Origin of the sequence: Pseudomonas sp. FJ2-5-13 (assembly GCF_029201605.1) — a bacterium.
Taxonomy (GTDB): Bacteria; Pseudomonadota; Gammaproteobacteria; order Pseudomonadales; family Pseudomonadaceae; genus Aquipseudomonas; species Aquipseudomonas lactis.
This window is the reverse complement of sequence record NZ_CP104045.1, coordinates 1,865,107-1,887,072: the sequence shown is the minus strand read 5'-3', so window position 1 is coordinate 1,887,072 and position 21,966 is coordinate 1,865,107. Positions and strand designations below refer to the sequence as shown.

At 59.4% G+C, this 21,966-nt stretch carries 23 protein-coding genes; 10 read left to right on the top strand and 13 right to left on the bottom strand.

What is annotated here, in order from left to right; genetic code table 11:
- Nucleotides 1-19: 19 nt before the first annotated feature.
- The 4 genes from cysB to N2A98_RS08485 all read right to left on the bottom strand — a co-directional run bounded on the left by cysB (nt 20) and on the right by N2A98_RS08485 (nt 3,110).
- Nucleotides 20-994 carry an HTH-type transcriptional regulator CysB gene (gene cysB, locus N2A98_RS08500; RefSeq protein ID WP_003189876.1) on the bottom strand — a complete coding sequence of 325 codons (975 nt, stop codon included), beginning with the start codon at nt 992-994 and terminating at the stop codon, nt 20-22.
- Nucleotides 995-1,098: 104 nt separating this feature from the next.
- A complete protein-coding gene (locus N2A98_RS08495) occupies nt 1,099-1,599 on the bottom strand; it encodes a universal stress protein (RefSeq protein ID WP_003189875.1) in 501 nt (166 codons plus the stop codon).
- 165 nt (nt 1,600-1,764) lie between these two features.
- Entirely contained in the window at nt 1,765-2,727 is a 963-nt protein-coding gene (locus N2A98_RS08490; RefSeq protein WP_275623263.1) for a putative 2-dehydropantoate 2-reductase, read from the bottom strand.
- Nucleotides 2,724-3,110, bottom strand: coding sequence for a thioredoxin (locus N2A98_RS08485; RefSeq protein ID WP_275623262.1), 387 nt, complete (start codon nt 3,108-3,110; stop codon nt 2,724-2,726). The genes N2A98_RS08490 and N2A98_RS08485 overlap by 4 nt, the downstream gene beginning before the upstream one ends.
- Here N2A98_RS08485 and N2A98_RS08480 point away from each other — a divergent pair.
- Complete coding sequence (locus N2A98_RS08480; RefSeq protein ID WP_275623261.1) at nt 3,109-3,543, top strand: PilZ domain-containing protein; 435 nt, start codon at nt 3,109-3,111, stop codon at nt 3,541-3,543. The two genes, N2A98_RS08485 and N2A98_RS08480, sit on opposite strands and share 2 nt — an antisense overlap.
- 130 nt (nt 3,544-3,673) lie before the next feature.
- On the top strand, nt 3,674-4,750 hold the full coding sequence (locus tag N2A98_RS08475) for a 3-deoxy-7-phosphoheptulonate synthase (protein WP_003189871.1): 1,077 nt from the start codon (nt 3,674-3,676) through the stop codon (nt 4,748-4,750).
- 68 nt (nt 4,751-4,818) lie between these two features.
- On the opposite strand, the gene N2A98_RS08470 is transcribed toward N2A98_RS08475, so the two are convergent.
- Entirely contained in the window at nt 4,819-5,100 is a 282-nt protein-coding gene (locus N2A98_RS08470; protein WP_003189869.1) for a GNAT family N-acetyltransferase, read from the bottom strand.
- A gap of 612 nt (nt 5,101-5,712) precedes the next feature.
- On the opposite strand from N2A98_RS08470, the gene oprI reads away from it, so the two are divergent.
- On the top strand, nt 5,713-5,964 hold the full coding sequence (gene oprI / locus N2A98_RS08465; protein ID WP_003172710.1) for an outer membrane lipoprotei OprI: 252 nt from the start codon (nt 5,713-5,715) through the stop codon (nt 5,962-5,964).
- Between the two features lie 178 nt (nt 5,965-6,142).
- Here oprI and N2A98_RS08460 read toward each other — a convergent pair whose 3' ends face one another.
- The 3 genes from N2A98_RS08460 to N2A98_RS08450 all read right to left on the bottom strand — a co-directional run bounded on the left by N2A98_RS08460 (nt 6,143) and on the right by N2A98_RS08450 (nt 8,143).
- Complete coding sequence (locus tag N2A98_RS08460; protein WP_044274566.1) at nt 6,143-7,108, bottom strand: L,D-transpeptidase family protein; 966 nt, start codon at nt 7,106-7,108, stop codon at nt 6,143-6,145.
- 77 nt (nt 7,109-7,185) lie between these two features.
- Complete coding sequence (locus tag N2A98_RS08455) at nt 7,186-7,479, bottom strand: hypothetical protein (protein WP_003189866.1); 294 nt, start codon at nt 7,477-7,479, stop codon at nt 7,186-7,188.
- Between the two features lie 58 nt (nt 7,480-7,537).
- On the bottom strand, nt 7,538-8,143 hold the full coding sequence (locus tag N2A98_RS08450) for an arylesterase (protein ID WP_044274567.1): 606 nt from the start codon (nt 8,141-8,143) through the stop codon (nt 7,538-7,540).
- Between the two features lie 10 nt (nt 8,144-8,153).
- Between N2A98_RS08450 and N2A98_RS08445 the strand changes: the two genes are divergently transcribed.
- Nucleotides 8,154-8,837, top strand: a complete 684-nt coding sequence (locus tag N2A98_RS08445; RefSeq protein WP_003189864.1) for an ABC transporter ATP-binding protein — start codon at nt 8,154-8,156, stop codon at nt 8,835-8,837.
- Nucleotides 8,837-11,347: an ABC transporter permease gene (locus N2A98_RS08440; RefSeq protein ID WP_275623260.1), complete on the top strand. Its 2,511-nt coding sequence runs from the start codon at nt 8,837-8,839 to the stop codon at nt 11,345-11,347. The genes N2A98_RS08445 and N2A98_RS08440 overlap by 1 nt, the downstream gene beginning before the upstream one ends.
- Nucleotides 11,348-11,384: 37 nt before the next feature.
- Here N2A98_RS08440 and greB read toward each other — a convergent pair whose 3' ends face one another.
- Both greB and N2A98_RS08430 read right to left on the bottom strand, forming a co-directional pair.
- Nucleotides 11,385-11,864: a transcription elongation factor GreB gene (gene greB / locus N2A98_RS08435; protein ID WP_034126726.1), complete on the bottom strand. Its 480-nt coding sequence runs from the start codon at nt 11,862-11,864 to the stop codon at nt 11,385-11,387.
- A 124-nt stretch (nt 11,865-11,988) separates the two neighbouring features.
- Complete coding sequence (locus N2A98_RS08430; RefSeq protein WP_275623259.1) at nt 11,989-13,035, bottom strand: hypothetical protein; 1,047 nt, start codon at nt 13,033-13,035, stop codon at nt 11,989-11,991.
- 240 nt (nt 13,036-13,275) lie between these two features.
- Between N2A98_RS08430 and N2A98_RS08425 the strand changes: the two genes are divergently transcribed.
- The 3 genes from N2A98_RS08425 to N2A98_RS08415 are packed head-to-tail and all read left to right on the top strand — an operon-like array spanning nt 13,276 to nt 16,678.
- Complete coding sequence (locus N2A98_RS08425; RefSeq protein ID WP_275623258.1) at nt 13,276-14,202, top strand: ABC transporter ATP-binding protein; 927 nt, start codon at nt 13,276-13,278, stop codon at nt 14,200-14,202.
- Nucleotides 14,199-14,924, top strand: coding sequence for an ABC transporter permease (locus N2A98_RS08420; protein WP_044274571.1), 726 nt, complete (start codon nt 14,199-14,201; stop codon nt 14,922-14,924). The genes N2A98_RS08425 and N2A98_RS08420 overlap by 4 nt, the downstream gene beginning before the upstream one ends.
- 17 nt (nt 14,925-14,941) lie before the next feature.
- On the top strand, nt 14,942-16,678 hold the full coding sequence (locus tag N2A98_RS08415; protein WP_275623257.1) for a Gldg family protein: 1,737 nt from the start codon (nt 14,942-14,944) through the stop codon (nt 16,676-16,678).
- Between the two features lie 4 nt (nt 16,679-16,682).
- Here N2A98_RS08415 and N2A98_RS08410 read toward each other — a convergent pair whose 3' ends face one another.
- The 3 genes from N2A98_RS08410 to N2A98_RS08400 all read right to left on the bottom strand — a co-directional run bounded on the left by N2A98_RS08410 (nt 16,683) and on the right by N2A98_RS08400 (nt 19,210).
- A complete protein-coding gene (locus N2A98_RS08410; RefSeq protein WP_003189853.1) occupies nt 16,683-16,991 on the bottom strand; it encodes a hypothetical protein in 309 nt (102 codons plus the stop codon).
- A 259-nt stretch (nt 16,992-17,250) separates the two neighbouring features.
- Nucleotides 17,251-17,685, bottom strand: a complete 435-nt coding sequence (locus N2A98_RS08405) for a DoxX family protein (RefSeq protein WP_275623256.1) — start codon at nt 17,683-17,685, stop codon at nt 17,251-17,253.
- Nucleotides 17,686-17,788: 103 nt separating this feature from the next.
- Nucleotides 17,789-19,210 carry a transglycosylase SLT domain-containing protein gene (locus N2A98_RS08400; RefSeq protein ID WP_044274574.1) on the bottom strand — a complete coding sequence of 474 codons (1,422 nt, stop codon included), beginning with the start codon at nt 19,208-19,210 and terminating at the stop codon, nt 17,789-17,791.
- Between the two features lie 236 nt (nt 19,211-19,446).
- On the opposite strand from N2A98_RS08400, the gene N2A98_RS08395 reads away from it, so the two are divergent.
- On the top strand, nt 19,447-20,253 hold the full coding sequence (locus N2A98_RS08395) for a TatD family hydrolase (protein WP_275623255.1): 807 nt from the start codon (nt 19,447-19,449) through the stop codon (nt 20,251-20,253).
- Between the two features lie 96 nt (nt 20,254-20,349).
- Nucleotides 20,350-21,819 (top strand): methyl-accepting chemotaxis protein, encoded by a 1,470-nt coding sequence (locus N2A98_RS08390; protein ID WP_003189847.1) that lies wholly within the window; start codon nt 20,350-20,352, stop codon nt 21,817-21,819.
- Nucleotides 21,820-21,966 lie beyond the last annotated feature (147 nt).

The following is a 21,966-nucleotide window of genomic DNA, read 5'->3' as shown; positions in this document are numbered from 1 at the left end:
CTCCTACAGGGTAATCGTGTCAGTGGACGGGCAATTCGACGCCGTCGAACAACTCTTCCAGCTCTTGCTTGTTGTGGCACTGGATCGCCTTGGCCATCACTTCGCGGGTCAGGTGCGGCGCGAATTTCTCGATGAAGTCGCACATGAAACCGCGCAGGAAAGTACCGCGGCGGAAACCGATCTTGGTCACGCTGGACTCGAACAATTCGCTGGCATCCAGCACCACCAGGTCTTTGTCCAGGTTGGTGTCGACCGCCATCTTGGCAACGATCCCAACGCCCAGGCCGAGGCGCACATAGGTCTTGATCACGTCGGCATCGGCAGCGGTGAATACCACCTTGGGCGTGAGGCCGCGATGGCTGAAGGCTTCGTCGAGCTTGGAACGGCCGGTAAAGCCGAACACATAAGTCACGATCGGGTATTCAGCCAAGGCTTCCAGGGTCAGCTTCGGCAGCTTGGCCAACGGGTGCCCCTGAGGCACAACCACGCAACGGTTCCAGCGGTAGCAGGGCATCATCACCAGGTCGCCGAACAATTCCAGGGCCTCGGTGGCGATGGCAAAATCGACGGTGCCGTCAGCGGCCATCTCGGCAATCTGCATCGGCGAACCCTGGTGCATGTGCAGCGCCACGTCCGGGTATTGCTTGATGAAATCGCGGATCACCGGCGGCAATGCATAGCGCGCCTGGGTGTGAGTGGTGGCGATGGACAAGGTGCCTTTTTTCTCGTTGGAGAATTCCTGGGCGATCTGCTTGATGCTTTCGACTTTACGCAGGATCTCGCCGGCGGTGGTGATGATGCGCTCGCCAGCCGGAGTGACGCGGGTCAGGTGTTTGCCACTGCGTGCGAAGACTTCGACGCCCAACTCGTCTTCGAGCAGGCGGATCTGCTTGCTGATACCAGGCTGCGAGGTGTAGAGGCTTTGAGCGGTAGCGGAAACGTTGAGGTCGTGGTGCGCCACTTCCCAGATGTAGCGCAGTTGTTGAAGCTTCATATCAATCCCTCAAAGCAGATAGACGCCACGGGTATCAGCGACGGTATATAACTATATTAAAGGTTTTGCGGATAAATCTAGAACTTTTTTATCGTTTTTACCGATCAACTGTCGTCACTGCGCCGACGCTGCAACGACGGCACCAGGTAAACCGGCACCGGGGACAACTGCAACACCCGTGCGGCGGTACGTCCAAGGGGGACGGCCACGCCGGTTGCCTGGCTATGACTGCCTACGACCAGCAAGTCGACGGACAGTTTTCGCAATTGGTCGAGAATCACCTCGCAAGGGTCCCCCTGGATCACCTTGACCGAGCGAATCCATTGCAGGTCCTGCTCCCCCTCCCCCCACTCCTCGCGAAAGCTGTCCAGCACGCGCTGTTCAATCGTCGCCATCACCGTGCTCAGCCCCTTGCTCTGCCATTCGCTCAAGGCGGCCTCATCAAGGTAGCTCTGCAACACCGATTCGGCGAACAAGCCGATGGGTTCGACCACGTGAATCACATACAGGTCAGCCTTGAACGTTCGCGCCAGCGCCAGTGCATGTTGCATCACGTAGGGCGCATACAGACCGAGGTCCGTGGCAAACAGCATCGAACGAATCATAGAACCTCCTGGACTGCCAGGATGGCGGGGATTGAATGAGCTTAGCAGCTAGCGCTCGGTCTGGATTCTCAACTCATTGGGGCTTCCAGCCAGACGGCCTGGTAGAAAGGACATCGCCAGCACCCGCTTGTCACCCAACCCCTTCGCCATAGTGGCTCCCCCCAATCAGCGGTTGTGCCGATCAATAAAACTCAAGGCCTGGTAAAGCGCCTGCATGCGTGGCAGTTCGCAACCGGCCGCTTTGGCAGCGGCCAAGGGACGGGCGTAGATGGCCGCCAGTTCCAACGGCCGCTTGTGCAGGTGGTCGTGGTACATGCTGGGCAGGTAGTCGTCCATGGTTTCGGTCATGGCGAACATCTGCCCGGCGTAGCTGGCTGCAATTTCATGCCCACAGGCATGAGCGCCCTGCACCACCTCGGCCATCAGCGCCTGGATCAACTCGCGGCTGGACTCATCGGCCATCATGGCCGTGGTGCCCGTGCCCAGCAACACCGAGAGGCCGTTGAACGGCACATTCCAGACCAGCTTATGCCAACGCGCCAGATGCACATTGGCCATGGCCTGGGACTCGATACCGGCTTGATGAAACAGCCCGGCGCCGGCTTCGACAATCGCCTGTTGCCGCGCCTCATCGTTGGCCGCCGTGCCACTGTGATAGCCCAGGTTGACCCGGCCCAACGCCTGATGCTCGACCACACCGGGGGCCGAGCGGTGCACACCGATGTAGCACAGGCCGCCCAACAGATGCAGCGACGGCGGCAGGTGTTCACGCAGGCTGTCTTCCACATCGAGGCCGTTTTGCAGGAGCACCACTTTGGCGTCCGGCGCCGCCACCTGGGCGATGGTCGGCGCCAGGTCCACATTGCCGGTGGACTTGGTGCCCACCAATAGCCAGTCGCACGGCGGCATGTCGGCGGCGCTGGCATAGGCCTGCACCGGATGCAGGCGCAGTTGCCCATGCACCGTACTGTTGACGTGCAGGCCATGCTTGCTCACCGCGGCGTACTCGCTGCGCAACAGGAAATGCACGTCGAAGCCGGCACGCGCCAGCATCAGTCCGTAGTAACCACCAATGGCACCGGTGCCGATAATGCCAATGCGTGGCGACGGGGCTGCAACTGCTTTCATCTCAAATCCTCTGGTGTTCGGGTTAGCGCCTGGTTTATGCATTCGGCGAGGTCGGACGCTGTAAGACGTGTCTGTAATTGCCCAAGGAATTGACCCTCGCACACCAGGAACAACGCCGGCAAATGAAAGATCTGGTAGCGTTGCACCGCACCGCCGTTGTGCCCGGCATCCACCCAGCACACGCGGTCCACCGGCAATTGCCAGCCGGGCAATTGCTGGCGTGCCCAGCGGCAACTGGCACAACCGACACTGGTGAACACTACCAGCGAAATACCTGGCAATCCCAGCAATTGCTGGTCAATATCCAGGTCGGTCAATTCCAGTTCCTTCACTATACTGCTGCCATTGCCGTCAACTGGACGGCGCTCGGAGTCCGTGTACATGGGTCGTTTTTTACCTCACCCTGATGATGTCGCTGTCGAGTTGATTCAACGTCCCTCTCCCGCCCTTCCCCGCCAACGCCTGCACACTATCGGCCGTGGCGGCATCGCCTGCAATTGGCCGCGTGCCTGGCGCGCCGGCACGGCGGTTGATCTGCATATCCCTTCCCTGGGGCCCAGCGCCCGTTATCCGGGCTATGTTGCCTGGTGCCGCAAGGTCGAACAGGGCTATCGCATCGTTATCTGCTTTACCGATGAACACGCCTTGTTCGGTGCGCGGATGGGCGAGCAAGTGTGCCAGATCGAGCGTTACTGCCGCCTGCACGACGATGCCGAGCCAACGCCTGCACAACTGGAAGCCATGGCCCGTGATTGGGTGTCGCGCCATGCCGGCGAGTTCTCCCATGAGGCGGTTGTGCAGCCAGCGCTGGATTAAACCGGGCTTTGCCCATTGTCGCGGGCCCGTGTTACGCGCTAAGGTTCCTCCCCCCTGCATTCAAATCATGCTGTGCCCGCCGCACGGGGATAGCTGGCGGCCGGCACCCGTGACCCTGGCGAGTAACACGATGGCTGATTTACCGATCAATGACCTTAACGTTGAATCCAACGAGACCCTGATCACCCCCGATCAGCTCAAGCGCGAAATCCCCCTGAGCGACGCTGCCTTGCAGACCGTCACCAAGGGCCGCGAAGTCATCCGTGACATTCTCGACGGCACCGACCACCGCCTCTTCGTGGTGATCGGGCCCTGCTCTATCCACGACCTCAAGGCCGCCCACGAATATGCCGAGCGCCTCAAGGTGCTGGCGGCTGAAGTGTCCGACACCTTGTACCTGGTCATGCGCGTGTATTTCGAGAAGCCGCGTACCACCGTCGGCTGGAAAGGCTTGATCAACGACCCGTACCTGGACGACTCCTTCAAGATCCAGGACGGCTTGCACATCGGTCGCAAGCTGCTGCTGGACCTGGCTGAAATGGGCCTGCCCACTGCCACCGAAGCCCTCGACCCGATCTCCCCGCAATACCTGCAGGACCTGATCAGCTGGTCGGCCATCGGCGCACGCACCACCGAATCCCAGACCCACCGCGAAATGGCGTCCGGCCTGTCCTCGGCCGTAGGCTTCAAGAACGGCACCGACGGCGGCCTGACCGTGGCGATCAATGCGCTGCAATCGGTCTCCAGCCCTCACCGTTTCCTGGGCATCAACCAGGAAGGCGGCGTGTCCATCGTGACCACCAAGGGCAACGCCTACGGTCACGTGGTGCTGCGTGGCGGCAATGGCAAGCCCAACTATGATTCGGTCAGCGTCGCCCTGTGCGAACAGGCGCTGAACAAGGCCAAGATCAAGCCAAACATCATGGTCGACTGCAGCCACGCCAACTCCAACAAAGACCCGGCGTTGCAGCCGTTGGTGATGGAGAACGTTGCCAACCAGATCCTGGAAGGTAACCAGTCGATCATCGGCTTGATGGTAGAGAGCCATTTGAACTGGGGTTGCCAGGCGATTCCAAAAGACCTGGCCGACTTGCAGTACGGCGTGTCGATCACCGACGCCTGTATCGACTGGTCCGCCACCGAAACCACCCTGCGTAGCATGCATGCCAAACTCAAGGACGTGTTGCCCCAGCGCAAACGCACCTGAGCCTGTACCTGTTTCGCGCACACAAAAACGCCGGGCTAAGCCCGGCGTTTTTATTGGCAACTGGTCAGTTACAGCTTCGCGGCATGGCGCTGGTGGCGCTCCATGTAGCGTTCGACATAGGAGCACGACGGGATCACCGTGTAGCCGGCCTCTTCGGCAAACTTCAAGGCTTCCTCGGTCAACGCAGCCGCGATGCCTCGCCCCCGCAGTGCGTTGGGCACGAAGGTGCGATAGATATCCAGGGTCTGCTTCCCGAGGTCCATGTAGGTCAGGTAGGCACGATGACCGTCCACATTGGTCTCGAACTGATGACCAGCCTGGTCATGGTGGATGGACAACGCCTCGCTCATCACTACTCCTCGCGGGTCTGAATTAACGACCCTACCTTACCGATGTTTTTCCGGCGAAGGAACATCTACGCCACCCCGTGCCGGTTTCGACAGCGAGAAAACCGTGAGCGCTCACAACCAGCACATAGGGAATAGTAGGCACCAATCCTGAAATTGCTCAAGGCGCACTCGTCATTCCCCGCCGCTGGTGGATATAGAAAGGGCCTCGATCAATCGGTGACCGATAGCCTGAACATTGCCGGCAGTTGAACCTTGAGACGAACTGGCGCTCTTAAAGTCACCTCTAGATGCGCAAAAGATGCCTGGCGCAGTAAAGCCAAGGGCAACCAAAGTGCCCCGCTTCGTTATATAAAATTTCATCTATTTACAAGGCTTAACACATGCGGGCCGGCCCTTTCAGCCTGGATCCAATGTTCGTCGAGGCGCAAAAAATTGGACGGTTTTCATACAAACCGTCAAAAGATTAGCCAAAATAGATTCGGCACAAGAATTTTTTTTGCTTCTTGCGCAACGTCAGTTTACTTACTACAAGTAATGGGTAGTATGTACGCCGGCTATTAGCTCACTCTGAGAAAGTAGCCATTAAATTGAAAGTCCTTGAAGGGGAACACGATGAACAACGTTCTGAAATTCTCTGCTCTGGCTCTGGCCGCAGTTCTGGCTACCGGTTGCAGCAGCGTCTCCAAAGAAACCGAAGCTCGTCTGACTGCAACTGAAGACGCAGCAGCTCGCTCCCAGGCCCGTGCAGACGAAGCCTACCGTAAAGCTGATGAAGCTCTGGCTGCTGCTCAAAAAGCACAACAGACTGCTGACGAAGCTAACGAGCGCGCTCTGCGCATGCTTGAAAAAGCAAGCCGCAAGTAATAATCCTTCGGGGTTGTTATCAAGCCGATCCATTTATGGGTCGGCTTTTTTTTGCCTTTGATTTGGCATGTGGGAGCGGGCTTGCTCGCGAAAGCGGTGGATCAGTCAACATCAATGTTTGCTGGGCCGACGTCTTCGCGAGCAAGCCCGCTCCCACAGGGATATTCGCTCAGGCCGATTATTGAAGATCGAGCGAGGTGCTGGATACCACAGATGCGCCGCCTGGCACACCAATTTCGGTCGGCAAGCCATCCTCGGCGGCGACCACATCACGTACCTGGTCCCAGTTGACCCGCAGGTTATTGGACAGGTCTTCGCGCTTGAGCAACGCATTGATAACTGCGGTGTGCTTGTCGACCACCGATGGCGTACCGTCATCGTTCAACGGCGTGTGGGCTTCGAGGTAGACCTTGCCACCGCTGCTGCCGAACTTGTACGCGTCGTTGATGATGCGCACTGACGTGCCCACCGGCACCATGCCCGCCATTTCCAACACGTTGTTATTGAACATGCGGAAGCAACCGTGGCTGGTACGCGTGCCAATGCCAAACTTCATGTTGGAGCCGTGGATCAGGTAACCCGGCGTGCCCAGGGTGAACTTGAACGGCCCCAGTGGGTTATCGGGGCCGGCAGGCACCACGTTGGGCAGCGGATCACCGTTGGCGGCGTGCTCGGCCTTGATCGAGGCCGGTGGCGTCCAGGTCGGGTTGGGCGTCTTGGCGATGATACTGGTATGAGCAATCGGCGAGCCCCAGCCTTCTCGGCCAATACCCAGCGGGAAGGTATAGACGACGTTTTGGCCTTTTGGATAGTAGTAAAGCCGGTATTCCGCCAGGTTGATCACAATGCCTTCCCGCGGCCCGGGCGGCAGGATAAAGCGTGTGGGCAGCACAATCTCGGTGCCCGCTCCCGGCAACCAGGCATCAACACCCGGGTTGGCCGCGACCATTTCCGAATAGCCCAGGTCGTAGGTAGTACCCAGGTCGGCAAAGGTGTCTTCGTACTTGGCCTTGATCACTTGGACCTGGCCGACAATGTCCTCACCGGGCGGTGGCAAGGGCAACTGCAAGGCCGCCGCCGAACCCGCCGCACAAAGCGCAGCAAGAGACAGGCAGCAGGTGACGACGGAAAGGCGCGACAACATCCGGAAAATCCTTCGCAAGACGACGGGTAGGGAAAAATTGATTGTATACGGCTTCGCAGCGCCAAGCTTCAAGCTGTTTATAGCTCGAAGCGCAGCTCCGGCCAGATCGGCGGCGTGCCGCGCTTTTGCGATTCGAGAATCGCCCGGCATAAAGGACAGAGTCGCTGGTCTTGGAAAATCGAGCGGTTGACCGATGACCAGCGTGGCTGTGCCGGCAATAAAGTGCCGCACAGCGTGCGATCAATGGAGCCGCCCAGTTCCAATTGACGCGCCACCAAATGCACCCGCACTTCCTGGCAGGCGAACAGGTCCAGCTGCTCGTCCGGCTCGATCAGTTGGTAGTTAAACAGGGACCAGGCAGGGCGCGACATCGAGGGCTCCAAATCGGGGGGGCGCCACCTTAGCCGAAAGCCTGCCGGTAGAAAAGCGTCATAACAGCGGTTTTAGCGTTGGCCAGACATTTTCCAGCAACTTGTCCTGAGCGGCGACTGACGGATGCAGCCCGTCAGCCTGCATCAACTCCGGATGGCCGCCGACGCCTTCGAGGAAAAACGGCACCAACGGCACCTTTTTTTCCTCTGCGACATCACCGAACACCTTGGCAAAGGCTTCGACATAGCGCTTGCCGTAATTGGGCGGAATCTGCATCCCCAGCAGCAGCACCTTGGCACCACCGGCCTTGGACTGGTCAATCATCGACGCAAGATTTTGTTTCAATTGCGCGGGCGGCTGGCCGCGCAAGCCATCGTTGCCACCCAACTCGATCACCACCACATCCGGTTTATGCGCCGCAAGCGCCGCCGGCAGCCGCGCGAGGCCCCCTGCACTGGTGTCGCCACTGATGGAAGCATTGACGACTTTATCGTCAAAACCCTCCTGCTTGAGCCGTTGCTCCAGCAACGCGACCCACCCCTTGCGGGTATCCAGGCCGAAACCGGCACTGATACTATCGCCAACGATCAGGACTGTACCCGCCGCTGCGTTCTGGGCCATGCACATCAAGGCCAGGCCAGCACTCAAAAACCACACTCGCATCGGATTCTCCATGGGCGCAAGCATTCTCACCGCGCGAAACCTTAGCAAAGTGGTTCCCAGCGCGGAAGGTGAACTGACTATCCTGCACGAACTGAGCCTGGAACTGAACAAGGGCGATAGCCTGGCTATCGTCGGCAGCTCCGGTTCCGGCAAATCCACCCTACTGGGCCTGCTGGCCGGCCTCGACCTGCCCAGCAGCGGCGAAGTCACCCTGGCCGGGCAAGCCCTGAGCACCCTCGACGAAGACCAGCGCGCACGCATCCGTGCCGAGCATGTGGGCTTCGTATTCCAATCTTTCCAGTTGCTCGACAGCTTGAACGCGCTGGAAAACGTGATGCTGCCGCTGGAGCTGGACGGTCGCCAGGACGCCCGCGAGCGTGCCAAACACCTGCTGGAGCGCGTAGGCCTGGGCCAACGCCTGACCCACTCGCCTCGCCAGTTGTCCGGTGGCGAACAACAACGGGTGGCGATCGCCCGCGCGTTTGCCGCCGAACCGGACGTGCTGTTCGCCGACGAGCCCACCGGCAACCTCGACAGCCATACTGGCGAGCGCATCAGCGACCTGCTGTTCGAGTTGAATAAAGAGAGCGGCACGACCCTGGTACTGGTCACCCATGACGAGCGCCTGGCCCATCGTTGCCGACGCCTGATCCGCCTTGAAGCCGGCCTGATGGTCGCGCCCCTGGAGCCTTGATGGCACGTTTGCCGCTGTTGCGTCTGTTCAGCCTTGCCATGCGTCAGTTACTGCGCGATGCCCGCGCCGGTGAATTGCGCGTGTTGTTCTTTGCCCTGCTGGTGGCCGTGGCCGCCAGCACCGCCATCGGCTACTTTGGTGCGCGTCTCAACGGCGCCATGCTGCTGCGTGCCACCGAGTTCCTCGGCGCCGACCTGGTGCTCGAAGGCAGCTCGCCGGCCCGTCCCGAGCAAATCAAATCAGGGACCGAACTGGGCCTGGATCACGCTCGCATCGTGGAGTTCTCCAGCGTTATCGCCACCGACAATGGCATCCAGCTTTCCAGCATAAAAGCGGTCAACGAGCAGTACCCGTTGCGTGGCGAGCTTAAAAGCAGCACCGAGCCCTTCGGCGCTGAAGTTCCGGGCGGTGGCCCAAAACCCGGCGAAGCCTGGGTGGAAGCACGATTGCTGACCGCGCTGGACCTGAAAGTCGGCGACAGCATTGATGTCGGCATGAAGACCCTGCGTTTGGCGCGCATCCTGACCTATGAGCCCGACCGCGCCGGCAACTTCTACAGCCTCACGCCCAGGGTCATGATCAACCTGGCGGACCTGGACGCCACCGGTGTCGTGCAGCCAGGCAGCCGGGTGAGCTACCGCGAACTATGGCGTGCGCCGCAAGGCAGCACTGCGCTGCAAACCTATCGCGACCTGGTCAAACCGGGCCTGGCCGCCAACCAGCGCCTGCAGGACTCCCGCGATGGCAACCAGCAGATCGGCGGCGCGCTAGGCAAGGCCGAACGCTACCTGAACATGGCCAGCCTGGTGGCCGTGCTGCTGGCTGGCGTGGCCGTGGCGCTGTCGGCCAACCGCTTCGCCAGCCGACGTTTCGATGCCAGCGCGTTGTTGCGCTGCCTGGGCCTGTCGCGCCGTGAAGCGATGTTGTTGTTCAGCCTGCAACTGAGTGTGCTGGGCTTGCTGGCGAGCCTGGCCGGCGCCCTGCTCGGTTGGCTGGCGCAGTTTGGCCTGTTCTACTTCCTGCACGACCTGCTGCCCGCCGACGTACCGCCGGGCGGGTTGCTGCCGGCTGTCGCCGGGATCGGCACCGGGCTGGTCGCCCTCGCCGGCTTCGCCCTGCCGCCGCTGGCCGCACTGGGTCGGGTACCGCCGCTGCGGGTGTTGCGCCGCGATTTGCTGCCTATCCCCTCAAGCACCTGGATGGTCTACGGCGCGGCGCTGTTTGCCTTGGGCCTGATCATGTGGCGCCTGAGCCTGGATTTGGTACTGACCTTCGCGTTACTCGGCGGCGGTGTAGTCGCTGCGCTGCTCCTGGGTGGCTTGCTGTTGCTGTTGTTGCAAAGCCTGCGACGGTTATTGGCTCGCGCCTCCCTGCCCTGGCGCCTGGGCCTGGGCCAGTTGTTGCGTCACCCGTTGGCGGCGGCAGGCCAGTCCCTGGCGTTTGGCTTGATCCTGCTCTCCATGGGGTTGATCGCGCTGTTGCGGGGCGAATTGCTCGACACTTGGCAAAACCAGTTGCCCAAGGATGCGCCCAACTACTTCGCCCTGAATATCCTGCCGGCCGACAAGGACGCCTTTGGCGCCCGCCTGCTGGACGTCCAGGCGCAAGCGGCGCCGCTTTACCCGGTGGTGCCAGGGCGCTTGATCAGCATCAATGGCGAACCGGTGCAGGAGATTGTCAGCAAGGACTCCAGCGGCGACCGTGCCACTCAACGCGACCTGAGCCTGACCTGGGCAGCCGACTTGCCAGCAGGTAACGTCCTGACGGCAGGTAGCTGGTGGTCGGCGCAACCCACTGATGGGGTTCCTGGCGTGTCGGTGGAAGCCAAAGTGGCCGAGAGCCTGAAGCTCAAGCTCAACGACCATCTGGTGTTCACCATCGGAGGGGAAAACCGTGAGGCGCGGGTCACCAGCCTGCGGACCATCAACTGGGATAACTTCCAGCCCAACTTCTTCATGATTTTCCAACCGGGCACCCTGAAAGATCTGCCCGCGACCTACCTCACCAGCTTCTATCTGGCTCCCGGCCATGACCAACAGATCGTCGACCTGTCACGGGCCTTCCCGGCGGTCACTATCCTGCAGGTCGAGGCCCTGCTGGAGCAGTTGCGCAGCATCCTTGCCCAAGTGACCTTGGCCGTCGAATACGTGCTGTTGTTTGTACTCGCGGCGGGCATGGCGGTGTTGTTCTCTGGCCTGCAGGCCACCCTGGATGAACGAATCCGCCAGGGTGCATTGCTGCGCGCCCTAGGTGCCGAGCGTAAGTTGCTGGTCAAGGCTCGACGCATTGAGTTCGGCCTGCTGGGCGCCGTCAGCGGCTTGTTGGCGGCACTGGGCACCGAACTGGTGACCTGGGTGCTGTACCGCTATGCCTTTGACCTGGCGTGGCATCCCCACCCGTGGCTGTTGCTGCTGCCCGTGATCGGTGCTTTGTTGATTGGCGCTGCCGGAGTTTTCGGCACGCGCCGTGCGCTGAATGCCAGCCCGCTGACCGTATTGCGCGAAGGCTGAAACCCGGATGGCACGTACCCAGCCAAGGTACGAGCCATCAGGCGGGCTTCACATATTCGATCTTGGTGATCCACCAGCACACCTCTCCGCCGGGGGTCTGTACGACTGCTTCGTCATCCACCTCCTTGCGCAGCAGAGCCCGTGCCATGGGTGAGTCGATGGAGATGTAATCCATACGGTCGTAGATCTCGTCATAACCGACGATGCGAAAACGCTTGGTCTCGCCCTGTTCGTTTTCGATTTCGACCCATGCGCCGAAAAATACCTTTCCCTCCTGCTCGGGCATGTACTCCACCACCCGCATGTCTTCCAGGCGTTTGCGCAGGTAACGCACGCGCCGGTCTATCTCGCGCAAGAGCTTCTTGTTGTACTGGTAATCGGCGTTTTCACTGCGATCTCCCAGGGAGGCCGCCCAGGTCACTTTGCGCGTGGTATCCGGACGCTTTTCACGCCACAGGTAATCCAGCTCTTTTTTCAGCGCTTCATGACCTTCTTTGGTAATCAGCTTGGTACTCAAACGCTTGCATCCCCAGGCAATGTCCAATGGTGCCGTTATGCCAGGGCATCATGCCCAGGCAGCGGCTGGCTGGGACTGATGATAAATGAACCCTGGAAAGTATCCAGGCCGGCGCCCCCTTACCTCACCCATGCCCCTCCAGCACTTGATCCAACTCAAGCAACGTGCCCTGCATACGCTGGCGCATACCCGACAACTGCAACATCATCATCGCCAACTTTTCGGCCTTCTGGCTGACCTCCAGCCCCTGCTCCTGCAAATAGGCATGGCGCTGCTCAAGTTCACGGCCCTTTTCTTCCAGTTGGCTCTGCTGCTGTTGCAATCGCGCCTGCCACTGTTCGAGCATCTGTTCCTTCTCCAGTACTGCGCATTTTTTTTGCGTCAGTTCCTGGGCGACCTTGGCCAGGTTGCTCAGTGCGCTGTCCATTTCGAGCAAAGAGGTATGGTCCAGCTGAGCAGGCGGGTCCCAGGGTTCGGGCTCCGGCTCGGGTGGGTCCAACCGCAGGTTGCTTGGCTCAAAGTGACTGTCATCTTGTTCAACCGGAACAGGCGACGCACTGCTCTCCACCTGCTCCTGCGGTATCGCGACCAGCGACCGCGCCGGTTCCTCAACGGTGTCTTCATCCATAGGCTGCGGCGCAGTCTTGGCTGAGCGCGGATTTCGCGGCGGCGCAACCATTTGCGACGAGAAGCGAATGGACGGCACGATCACTGCACTGCTTTCAATCGCAGGCAACGCAGGGGCTGACATGCCCAGGGTGATGACCTTCATGACCAGAGCCTTCTTGATGATCACCGAGTGGTGATCCTCTGGCCTGGCCGGCGGTAACCGGCAGCCTTTCAAATCAATGAAATGAAAGGGAACCTGGGGTTCGGCAATGGGCGTCGTCTTCGAGCCGGCTGCGGCTGCCATCGTCAAGATCTGTTTGAAGACTTGCATGGCTAATTGCAGGTCCTCTTTGGAATCAACGCCTCCCAGGAAATACCGTTCAATCTTTTTACGTAATGCGGCGACATAAACCCTGGAGTGGCCGGGCTCCGCCTCCTCATCCAGGCTGTACACCAGAAAGTTGGACGCCGTTTGCGTAACAGCAAACCCGCACAACAAGGCGCCGTTAACCGGCGTCCCCTCATCGTTGCGCTCAAGAACAAGAGTACGTAGAAGCATCATGGCAATCAGGCCTCATTACAAAAAAGAAAACTTTATATAAACATCCGATAAACATCCGAACATTAATAAGTATTCAAAACAAAACAATTGTTTCAGCGAATTATCGGAGCGAACGTAGGATTCTTCTTATTAAGCATACTTCGCGTTCCCAAGCCTTCATATTGAACGTACCCTTTTTAAAGCACTTTCCCCTACTGCCGGCCCCTCTCACACGCCCTGCAAAACTTATTCGGTAAAACCATGATCGAGATAAGCAACCTGACAAAACAGCTGGGCAAAACACGCGTAATCAGCAACGTGTCCTTCTGTGCCCAGCGCCAGGAGTGTGTGGGCCTGCTGGGAGAGAGCGGTGCAGGCAAAACCACACTATTGAGCTTGATCGCCGGGGCGATCAAGCCGACGGCCGGGCACATCACTATTCAAGGTTTCAATACCCATACCCATTCAACTCAAGCCAAAAAAATCATTGGCTATCAACTTCAAGGCGGCCTCGACCATCACACGATGTCCGTCAAACACATGCTCAATTTCATTGCTGCCATTCGCGGTTTGAGCGGGCTGGAAAAACGCAGCCAGGTGGCGCAGGTCGCCGCACGCCTGGAACTGCTGCCCGTGCTCGACTGCGCCATCAGCGTACTTCCCCTCGGTTTGAAGCGCAGAGTGGCAATGGCCCAGGCGCTCCTGTATTCACCAAGCCTGCTGCTGCTCGATGAACCCACAGAAGGGCTCTGTCCTGATCAACGGCTCAAGTTCCGGGCACTCATTGAGTCCCTGAGCGAGGAAATGACCATCATCATCGCCTCCCGCCATTACCAGGAGCTGGCGGACATCTGCACCCGTGCCTTGGTTATGGCCGGTGGCCGCCTGGTGGCCGATGCCTCACTGCCCGACTTACAGCGCAGCTCCCGGCATTTCCAGGCCGTCACCCTCGCAGCAGACACCTCGCTGGACTTGCTCGCGCTGGCCGTATTGCCCGGCGTCGCCGGCATCGAAGAAGACCGACATGCACCCGGCAAGGTGACGGTCCTTGCCATGCCTGGGCATTCCATATTTCCCGCAATCAACGCGCTTATCACCCATCGCGGCTGGAACATCACGTCAATGAATCTGGAGCCGGGTCGCCTGAACGATGTCGTTCACCACCTGAGCCAAGAGGTAACACCTTGAGACTGCTACCTGTCATTTTCAAACGACAACTCGCCAACTATGCCTGCGCGCCCAGCACCTATCTGAGCGTGGCGATTTTTCTCGCGCTATGCGCAGTGCTGGGACTGCATTCCAACCAATGGATGGAGCGCAACAGCAGCGATCTGCAGGCCTTTTTCGAGCTGCATCCCTGGCTCTATTTGGTGCTGGTCCCCCTGTTATCGACGCAGTTGTGGTCGGATGAATCCAACGCCAGCTTTTACGACACCCTGAAGGCCTTGCCTGTCACCTCAGTGGAACGAGTGATCGGAAAATTTATCGCAGCATGGACTGTCTGTGGCATTGCGCTGATGCTTAACTTCCCCTTGGTGATTGCCGTCAATTATCTGGGCACGCCTGACAATACCGTTATCGCTTCGCAGTTTCTGGCCAGTTGGTTGCTGGCGGGAAGTTATCTTTCCGTGGGTTGTTTCATCTGTGTACTTGCCAACCAACGCCTGCTGATTTTCTTTGTCACCCTCGGCTTGTTGCTGACCGCCAGTGGGCTTTCGTCAGTACTGGATGCACTTGAACAACAAGCACCCATATGGGTTATCGACAGTTTGATGTCCCTGGATCCCATTGCCCGCTTCAGCGCGATGGATAACGGCAGGCTTACACTGCATGACAGCCTGTACTTTATCAGCATGATCGTTGCTTTTCTGTTTGCAACCACCCTCACACTCAACTACAAAAGCAGTTGAGAAAAGGAAGACCACTGATGGGATCCGCTTTTCGTGCGGGTATGACACTTCTCGTCATATCACTGCTGTTTCTGGCACTCAATCTAGTCTGGGTACCCAAACTACCTACTGTCCAATGGGACTTTTCCCAAGAAAAAATCCATACGTTATCGCCAGCAACGCGGCAACTACTTGCCTCACTTGAAAGCCCACTGGATCTGTATTACTTCAATACCCTCAATGCGCCGCAAAAAAGCCAGGCATTAGAACGTTATGGCCGGCGCGTCGAAGACGTGCTCAAGGCGTTCGAAAAAGCGGCAAACGGCCTGATCAACTTACATATCATAAACCCCGCTCCCTTTTCTGAAGACGCCTACAAAGCCAGCTTGTTCGGGCTTGATGACACACAAGGATTTCTTGGTCTTATCGGCACCCGCGCTGGCCAAGGCGCCCAACGCATCGAAGCGTTCCGCCCTGAGCACGAGTCATTACTTGAATATGAGATCAGCCACCTGATCTATAAGTTGGGGCGCCCTGAGCGTGCCACTGTCGGCCTGCTGTCGGGACTGTCGCTGGATAAACCGGCCAGCGAGTTGCTGGCGTTGATGCGCGAGCAATTCAATGTGGTGGAACTGGCGGCGAACATCGCTCAGGTACCGCCATCCATCGCGACATTGATGGTCATACACCCGCACGCTTTACCTGAGCGGGCCTTATATGCCATTGAGCAATCGGTATTGAAAGGCACCCCGTTGATGATGTTCATCGACCCCGTGAGCGAGATAGGCGCTGACGCCGTGTCAGCGAACGCGAGAATGGAGGGGCTGCTGAACGCGTGGGGCATCCAGATGCCGGAGGACAAGCTGTTGATCGACAATCTTTATGCCTCATCAGCCACGCCCGGTCCGGGAATGCCCCGGGTACTGCACCCGGCCCGCCTACACCTGCCACGACAGGCCATGGCCACGACGGATATCAGCACCTGGGGACTGGACAGTGTCATCGTCTCAAGCAGCGGTGCGCTTTCGCTAGCGCCCAAGAGCCGCTCACTGCTGACCCCGCTTCTACTGGGCTCAAGGCAATCGGCCCTGTTGGACGCAAAACGCTTTGCCTCGGCGACGACATTCGACTCGCTCATCGATGAAACGGCAATTTCAGGGCAGCGCCATGTAATCGCAGCGCGCATTGAGGGGCCCGCTTACTCAGCGTTTCCCGACGGCTTTAAGGGCCAACCGCCGGGGCTGCAAAAAGCAGAACTGATTCAGATGGTAGTCGTGGCCGACACTGACCTGCTAGCGGACACTCTCAGCCAGGCACGACCCAACGGCAACGCGCAGTTTGTATTGAATGGATTGGATAACCTGGCGGCGCCCGACGCACTCAAACGCATTCGACCCCGTGTCATGCACCAACCGTTGCACAGGCTGGATCAGATGCGGGACCAAGCCGCACAGGCGTATCGGAAAAATTCGCTTGAGCTGGAGCGACGACTTGAGCAGACGGAGCAAGCGTGGCGAAGGTTGAATCCACTGCACACACGGCTTATCACCCAAGCGGTGGATACCAGTACCCAGTTGCAGGCACTCAACAAAGAGCGCCTGCAGTTGCCCATCGAGTTGCATGCACTCAAGGCGCAGGCCTACGCCCCGGTGCAGCGTTTCGAGCGACAGCTCAAAGGGCTGATAATCGTGCCCCTACCGCTGCTGTTGTGCCTGATTGCCTGGTTACTTTTCCTACACCAGCGCCGGCGTCGTACCCCCGCGATCTTTCACTAATCGCTCACCGACGGGCAATCAGCCCTTGCCGGGCAATGCGCGTCAGTTGGTGGATCACCTCATGGGCGTTGCTGGCACTCGGTGCCTGAATCACTGCCAGATCGAAACTGTCGCTGGCAAAACGGGCCAGTGAATCGCCGTCTTCAACAAACTGGATCAGGAACGCCGAGGGCCGACCGGAACGACGTGGCCAGCCGTCCAGATAGCGCAGCAGTGTCGGCTGGTGCTTACCGCCCAACAGGATTTTCGGATTGCGTTGCGTCAGGTCCGCGGTGATCGGGGCCAGGCGTATGAGGGGGCGTAGTGCATTCATCGTGTCGTGTCTCTGCCTCAAAAGTCTGCGGGCAGGTGAGAGGCAACACCGAACCAGCGCTTTAGCGGTATTTCGAGGAACGCCTAGCGTGAGCAAGCGTACTTCTGTCGGGCTGCATTGAGACCCAGTGGCGCCCCGCAATTAGCTGTTTAAATCGGCGCATGAGCAGCATCCTAGAGAAGCCGGTGGGGCAGTGTCAAGAATCCCGGGCAACGAAAAGGCCCGCATCAGCGGGCCTTTTGTGCAGCTTGCAAAACGATCAGTGAGTGATCGCGCGGTCGACAGACAATTTGCCCGCACCTTCCAGCAACACCGCCAGAGCGCCACCGAGCAACGCCAGTGCGAACTCATAACCGTTGTTGGCCATGAACAGCCCGTTGTGGATGTGTACAGAGAAAATCGCCACCAGCGTCAGGAAGGTCAGGCCCAATGAAGCAGGGCGAACCAGCAAACCGATGATCAGGGCCAGGCCGGCGAAGAACTCGGTACCGCCCGACAGCAGCGCCATCAGCGTACCCGGCGCCAGGCCGATGCTTTCCATCCATTGTGCGGTGCCCGCCAGGCCACCACCGCCAAACCAGCCGAAGAGTTTTTGCGAGCCGTGGGCAGCGAAGATGATGCCCACGAAGACGCGCAGAATAGTCAGGCCATAACCGGCGCGAGTGGACAGTACACGGGTAATCATTGGGCTCATGGGGTAAATCCTTTTCCAGGTAGGGGTTGGTTGGCCGCTATATTAATCAGTTTAAACAATGATAAAAGCCGAAATATTGCTTAATTAATATCTAACAATTCGATTATTTACGCGAGGCAATTTTGGCCGCTGTCGGCTCCAGGGACTCCCGCTCCCGATCGAACGCCAAATAATACTTGTTGACGCTATTAACATAGCTGACGCCGCCCATCCCTACCTGCTCCATGGCAATGCGTTCAACCTGGAAAAACCACTGATTGGGGTTAAGCCCACGGCGCTTGGCCTCGGTGCGCATGCCTTGCACTCGCTCCGGCCCCATGTTGTACGCTGCCAGCATAAAGGCCATGCGCTCGCGCTCATTGAGCTTGGGGCTGGCGAAAAACTTGCGACGGATCATCGCCAGGTAACGCGCCCCCGCTTGCACGTTATTGTCGAGCGTCTCGATATTGTTGACCCCCACCCGCTGGGCCGCCGACGGCGTGATCTGCATCAGGCCGGTGGGGCCGCCGCTGTTGCGCGCACCTGGGTCCAGGGAAGACTCCTTGAACGCCAACGCCGCCAGGTTCAGCCAGTCCATACCTTGCTCACGTGCATGTTTTTGCAAAACCGGGCGCAGTTTTTCCAGGCGCTGGCGGTCAGCCCGCGCCAATGGGTTACGGACCTGGTAGAGGCGTCGATAGATACGCTGGAAAGCCACATCCTGGTCGGAAGGCGTGTGATAGGTCTTGAGAAACCGATCAATGCTGGCGCGCAGCATCGACGCGTCCTGGCGTACAAACCAGAACTCGTCGCCCGGTTCGCTGATCACTACCTGTTTGTCAAAGCGCAACTTGGGCAGGATTTTCGCCCAGCGTTGGGCAATCGGTTTTTCCACAATCGTCAGGTGAAAAATCCCGGCCTGCACCATCTCCAGGACATCTTCCACCGCCAGGCTGGGGTCAACCCATTCCACTTTCACCGGTGGGCGCTTGTGCAGAGCCAGTTTTTGATTGACCTGACTGATGGCATCCGCCGCCGCACTGCCGGTGGTCAGCGTCAGTGTACGACCCGACAGTTGCTCCAACTTGGTAAAGCGTCGTTCACCCTTGACGCCCACCAGCCACAACGGCACATCGCTGACAATTGGGTCGCTGGCGCTGACCTTGCGCACGCCCTTCACGTCCAGCAACTCACCGGGCGCTACTAGGTCGCCTTCACCGCGGGCCAGCGCGCCAAGCAACTGATCCTTGGCCTTGGGGATGATCTTGAGGTTGATGGCCTGCCCATCACGGGCATGGCCGTTGAGGTACTGCTCGAAGGCGCGCAACCGATGGTATTCGACACCGATGGCCTGGCCCTGCACTTCACCGGAACTGTTGCGGCTCTGGTTGACCAAGACGCGCAGGGTGCGGCTGGAGCGAATTTGCGCGAGGTCGCGGACCTTGCCGGGTTTGGCCACTTGCAGCGGCCCATCCAGACGCGCGACCGCCGCCATGGGCAGCCATAACGTCAGGCACAACATAAGCAACGCCGAGGGTCGGATCATCCGCTCTCCGGAAAGAAAACTGGCCAGCGCCTGCGCGAATAACGCAGTGCTGGTGGTCAGAAACAGAGCGCTTTATGCGCTGGCAAGGCGTGCAACGGCGCCACGGTGGCAGGCAATCGGCCCACCACAATGTCGCTTGCGACGTTCAAAGACAGCGTTAACGCATTGTAGTTCTTGGTTTTTCTTATCAATCTACAGCTCTGATATGCTTTCCGGCCGCAGGCGGAGATAGCACCATGCAACTCATTGATATTGGCGTCAACCTGACCAACCCCAGTTTCGACGAGAGGCACACGGCCGTTCTCGAACGCGCCTACGCCGCTGGCGTGCAGCAATTGGTACTCACCGGCACCAGCGTCGAGGGCAGCGAACAGGCCCTGCAACTGTGTGTAAAACTCGACGAAAGCGGCCAGCGCCTGTTCAGCACTGCCGGCATTCACCCCCACTCTGCCAGCGACTGGAACAACGACAGCGCCCAACGTCTGCGCAGCTTGCTGGGCGACAGCCGAGTGCGCGCCGTGGGTGAATGCGGGCTGGATTTCAACCGGGACTTCTCCCCTCGCCCCCAGCAGGAAAAAGTCCTCGAAGAACACCTGGCCCTGGCGGTCGAGCTGCAACTGCCGGTATTTCTCCATGAGCGCGATGCCAACCAGCGTCTGCTGGAGATCCTCAAGGACTACCGCGACCACCTGCCTGCCGCCGTGGTGCACTGCTTCACCGGTGAACAGGCCGCACTGTTCAGTTACCTGGACCTGGATTTGCACATTGGCATCACGGGTTGGATCTGCGACGAACGCCGTGGCACTCACCTGCATCCGCTGGTAAGGGAAATTCCCCGAGGTCGTCTGATGCTGGAAAGCGATGCGCCCTACCTGCTGCCACGCACCCTGCGCCCCAAGCCGAAAAATGGTCGCAATGAGCCGGCGTACCTGCCCGAAGTACTGCGCGAAGTGGCCTTGCACCGTAACGAAACAATGGAAGACCTGGCGCTGCACAGCACCGCCTGCGCCCGGCGCTTTTTCGGTTTGCCTGCCGTGGATTAATGCGGCGCATTGACCCACGTCAAAAGCGCTTTTCTGAATAGCGGCACAATAATGGCACCTTGCCAATACTGTTTCCGCTATCAGAGAAAACCTTCCATGGGTGCCTGGCTTAGCAATATCTCGCTCAAATACAAATTCTGGGCCGTCAATGCGGTCGCCTTTATCACCACCCTGCTGCTGGTGCTGTACGCCGTACAGCTTGAACAACAGGCGCGCAGCCAGGCGTCGCAGGCATCGGCCCAGGCTCAGGGGCGCCTGCTCAGCGCCTGGCCAGCCGACAAAACCTTGCCCACGGGTGAGCACTGGCTCACCTTTGCTAAAGGCCAGATCCCCCAGGATCTGCCCGCCCTGAGCACTGCCAACGGCTGGACTGAACTCAACCCCATGCCGTTGTTCGGTGAAAACCCGCTGATCGGCGCCGAGGTGATCAGCCGGGCCGACGGCCAGCAGGTCGCAGTCCTGGCCTACGCGCCGAGCCTGAGCCAGGTGTTCCGTGAACGCTTCACTCATTACGCCGTCGCGGTGGCCGTGCTGATGCTGGCCATGCTCGGCGCCTCGCAGTTGTTGATCCGCTTCCTGCTCAGCCAACTCAACACCCTCAAGGATGTGATGCTGCACGTTGAAAAAACCGGCGACCTCTCGGCGCGGGTGCCATTGGCCTGCAAGGATGAAGTCGGCCAGATGGCCAGTGCCTTCAACGCCATGCAAGCCGGCTACCAGCGGGTGGTCAATACCGTGGCCCGCACCGCCCGGCAACTGGACGACGGCGCCGCACGCCTGGCTAGCAGCATGAACGAGGTACAACACGGCATGCTCGGCCAGCAGAGCGAAACCGACCAGGCCGCCACCGCCATCAACGAAATGACCGCCACCGTCTACCACATCGCCCAGCACGCGGGCGCCACCCGTGACTTGTCCCAGTCCGCCGACACCCTCGCCGGCAGCGGCCAGGCAGTGGTCACCCGGGTGCAGCGCTCGATCGCCGGGCTGTCCAGTGGCGTACAGCAGACCGCCGAAATGATCCAGAAACTGGCCGAAGACAGCCAGAAAATCAACGGCGTGGTCGGGGTGATCCACAGCATCGCCGAACAGACCAACCTGCTCGCCCTCAACGCCGCCATCGAAGCCGCCCGCGCCGGGGAAATGGGCCGCGGTTTCGCGGTGGTCGCCGATGAAGTGCGCAACCTGGCCAAGCGCGTGCAAAGCTCCACCGACGAAATCACCCGCATGGTCTCGGCGCTGCAAGCCGGCACCCGCGACGCCGTGGACTTCATGCAGGAAAGCTCATTTAAGGCCGATGACTGCGTGCAGCAGGCCCAGGAAGCCGGCATCGCGCTGGCTGAAATCACCGGGGCCGTGGCACAGATGCGCGAAAGCAACACCCAGATTGCCGTGGCCGCCGAGCAACAAAGCCATGTCGCCGAAGAAATGAACCGCGCCGTGGTGAGCATTCGCGATGTGACCGAAAACACCGTACATCAAACCGTGGCGTCGGCGACCACCAGCAATGAACTGGCGACGCTGGCCGGGGAGTTGAGCAAGGCGATTGGGCAGTTGAAGTTGTAAGACTGTTCCAGCTGTAATCCGACTCCTACGACCAAGCCTCGATTTACCTGAGATTAAGACGAAACTTCCTCGCTCCTCTCGCGAATAACGCCGACTTCTTTTACCTGACAACCACTGCAAAGTCCCTCGCCTGATCAAACAGCGCGA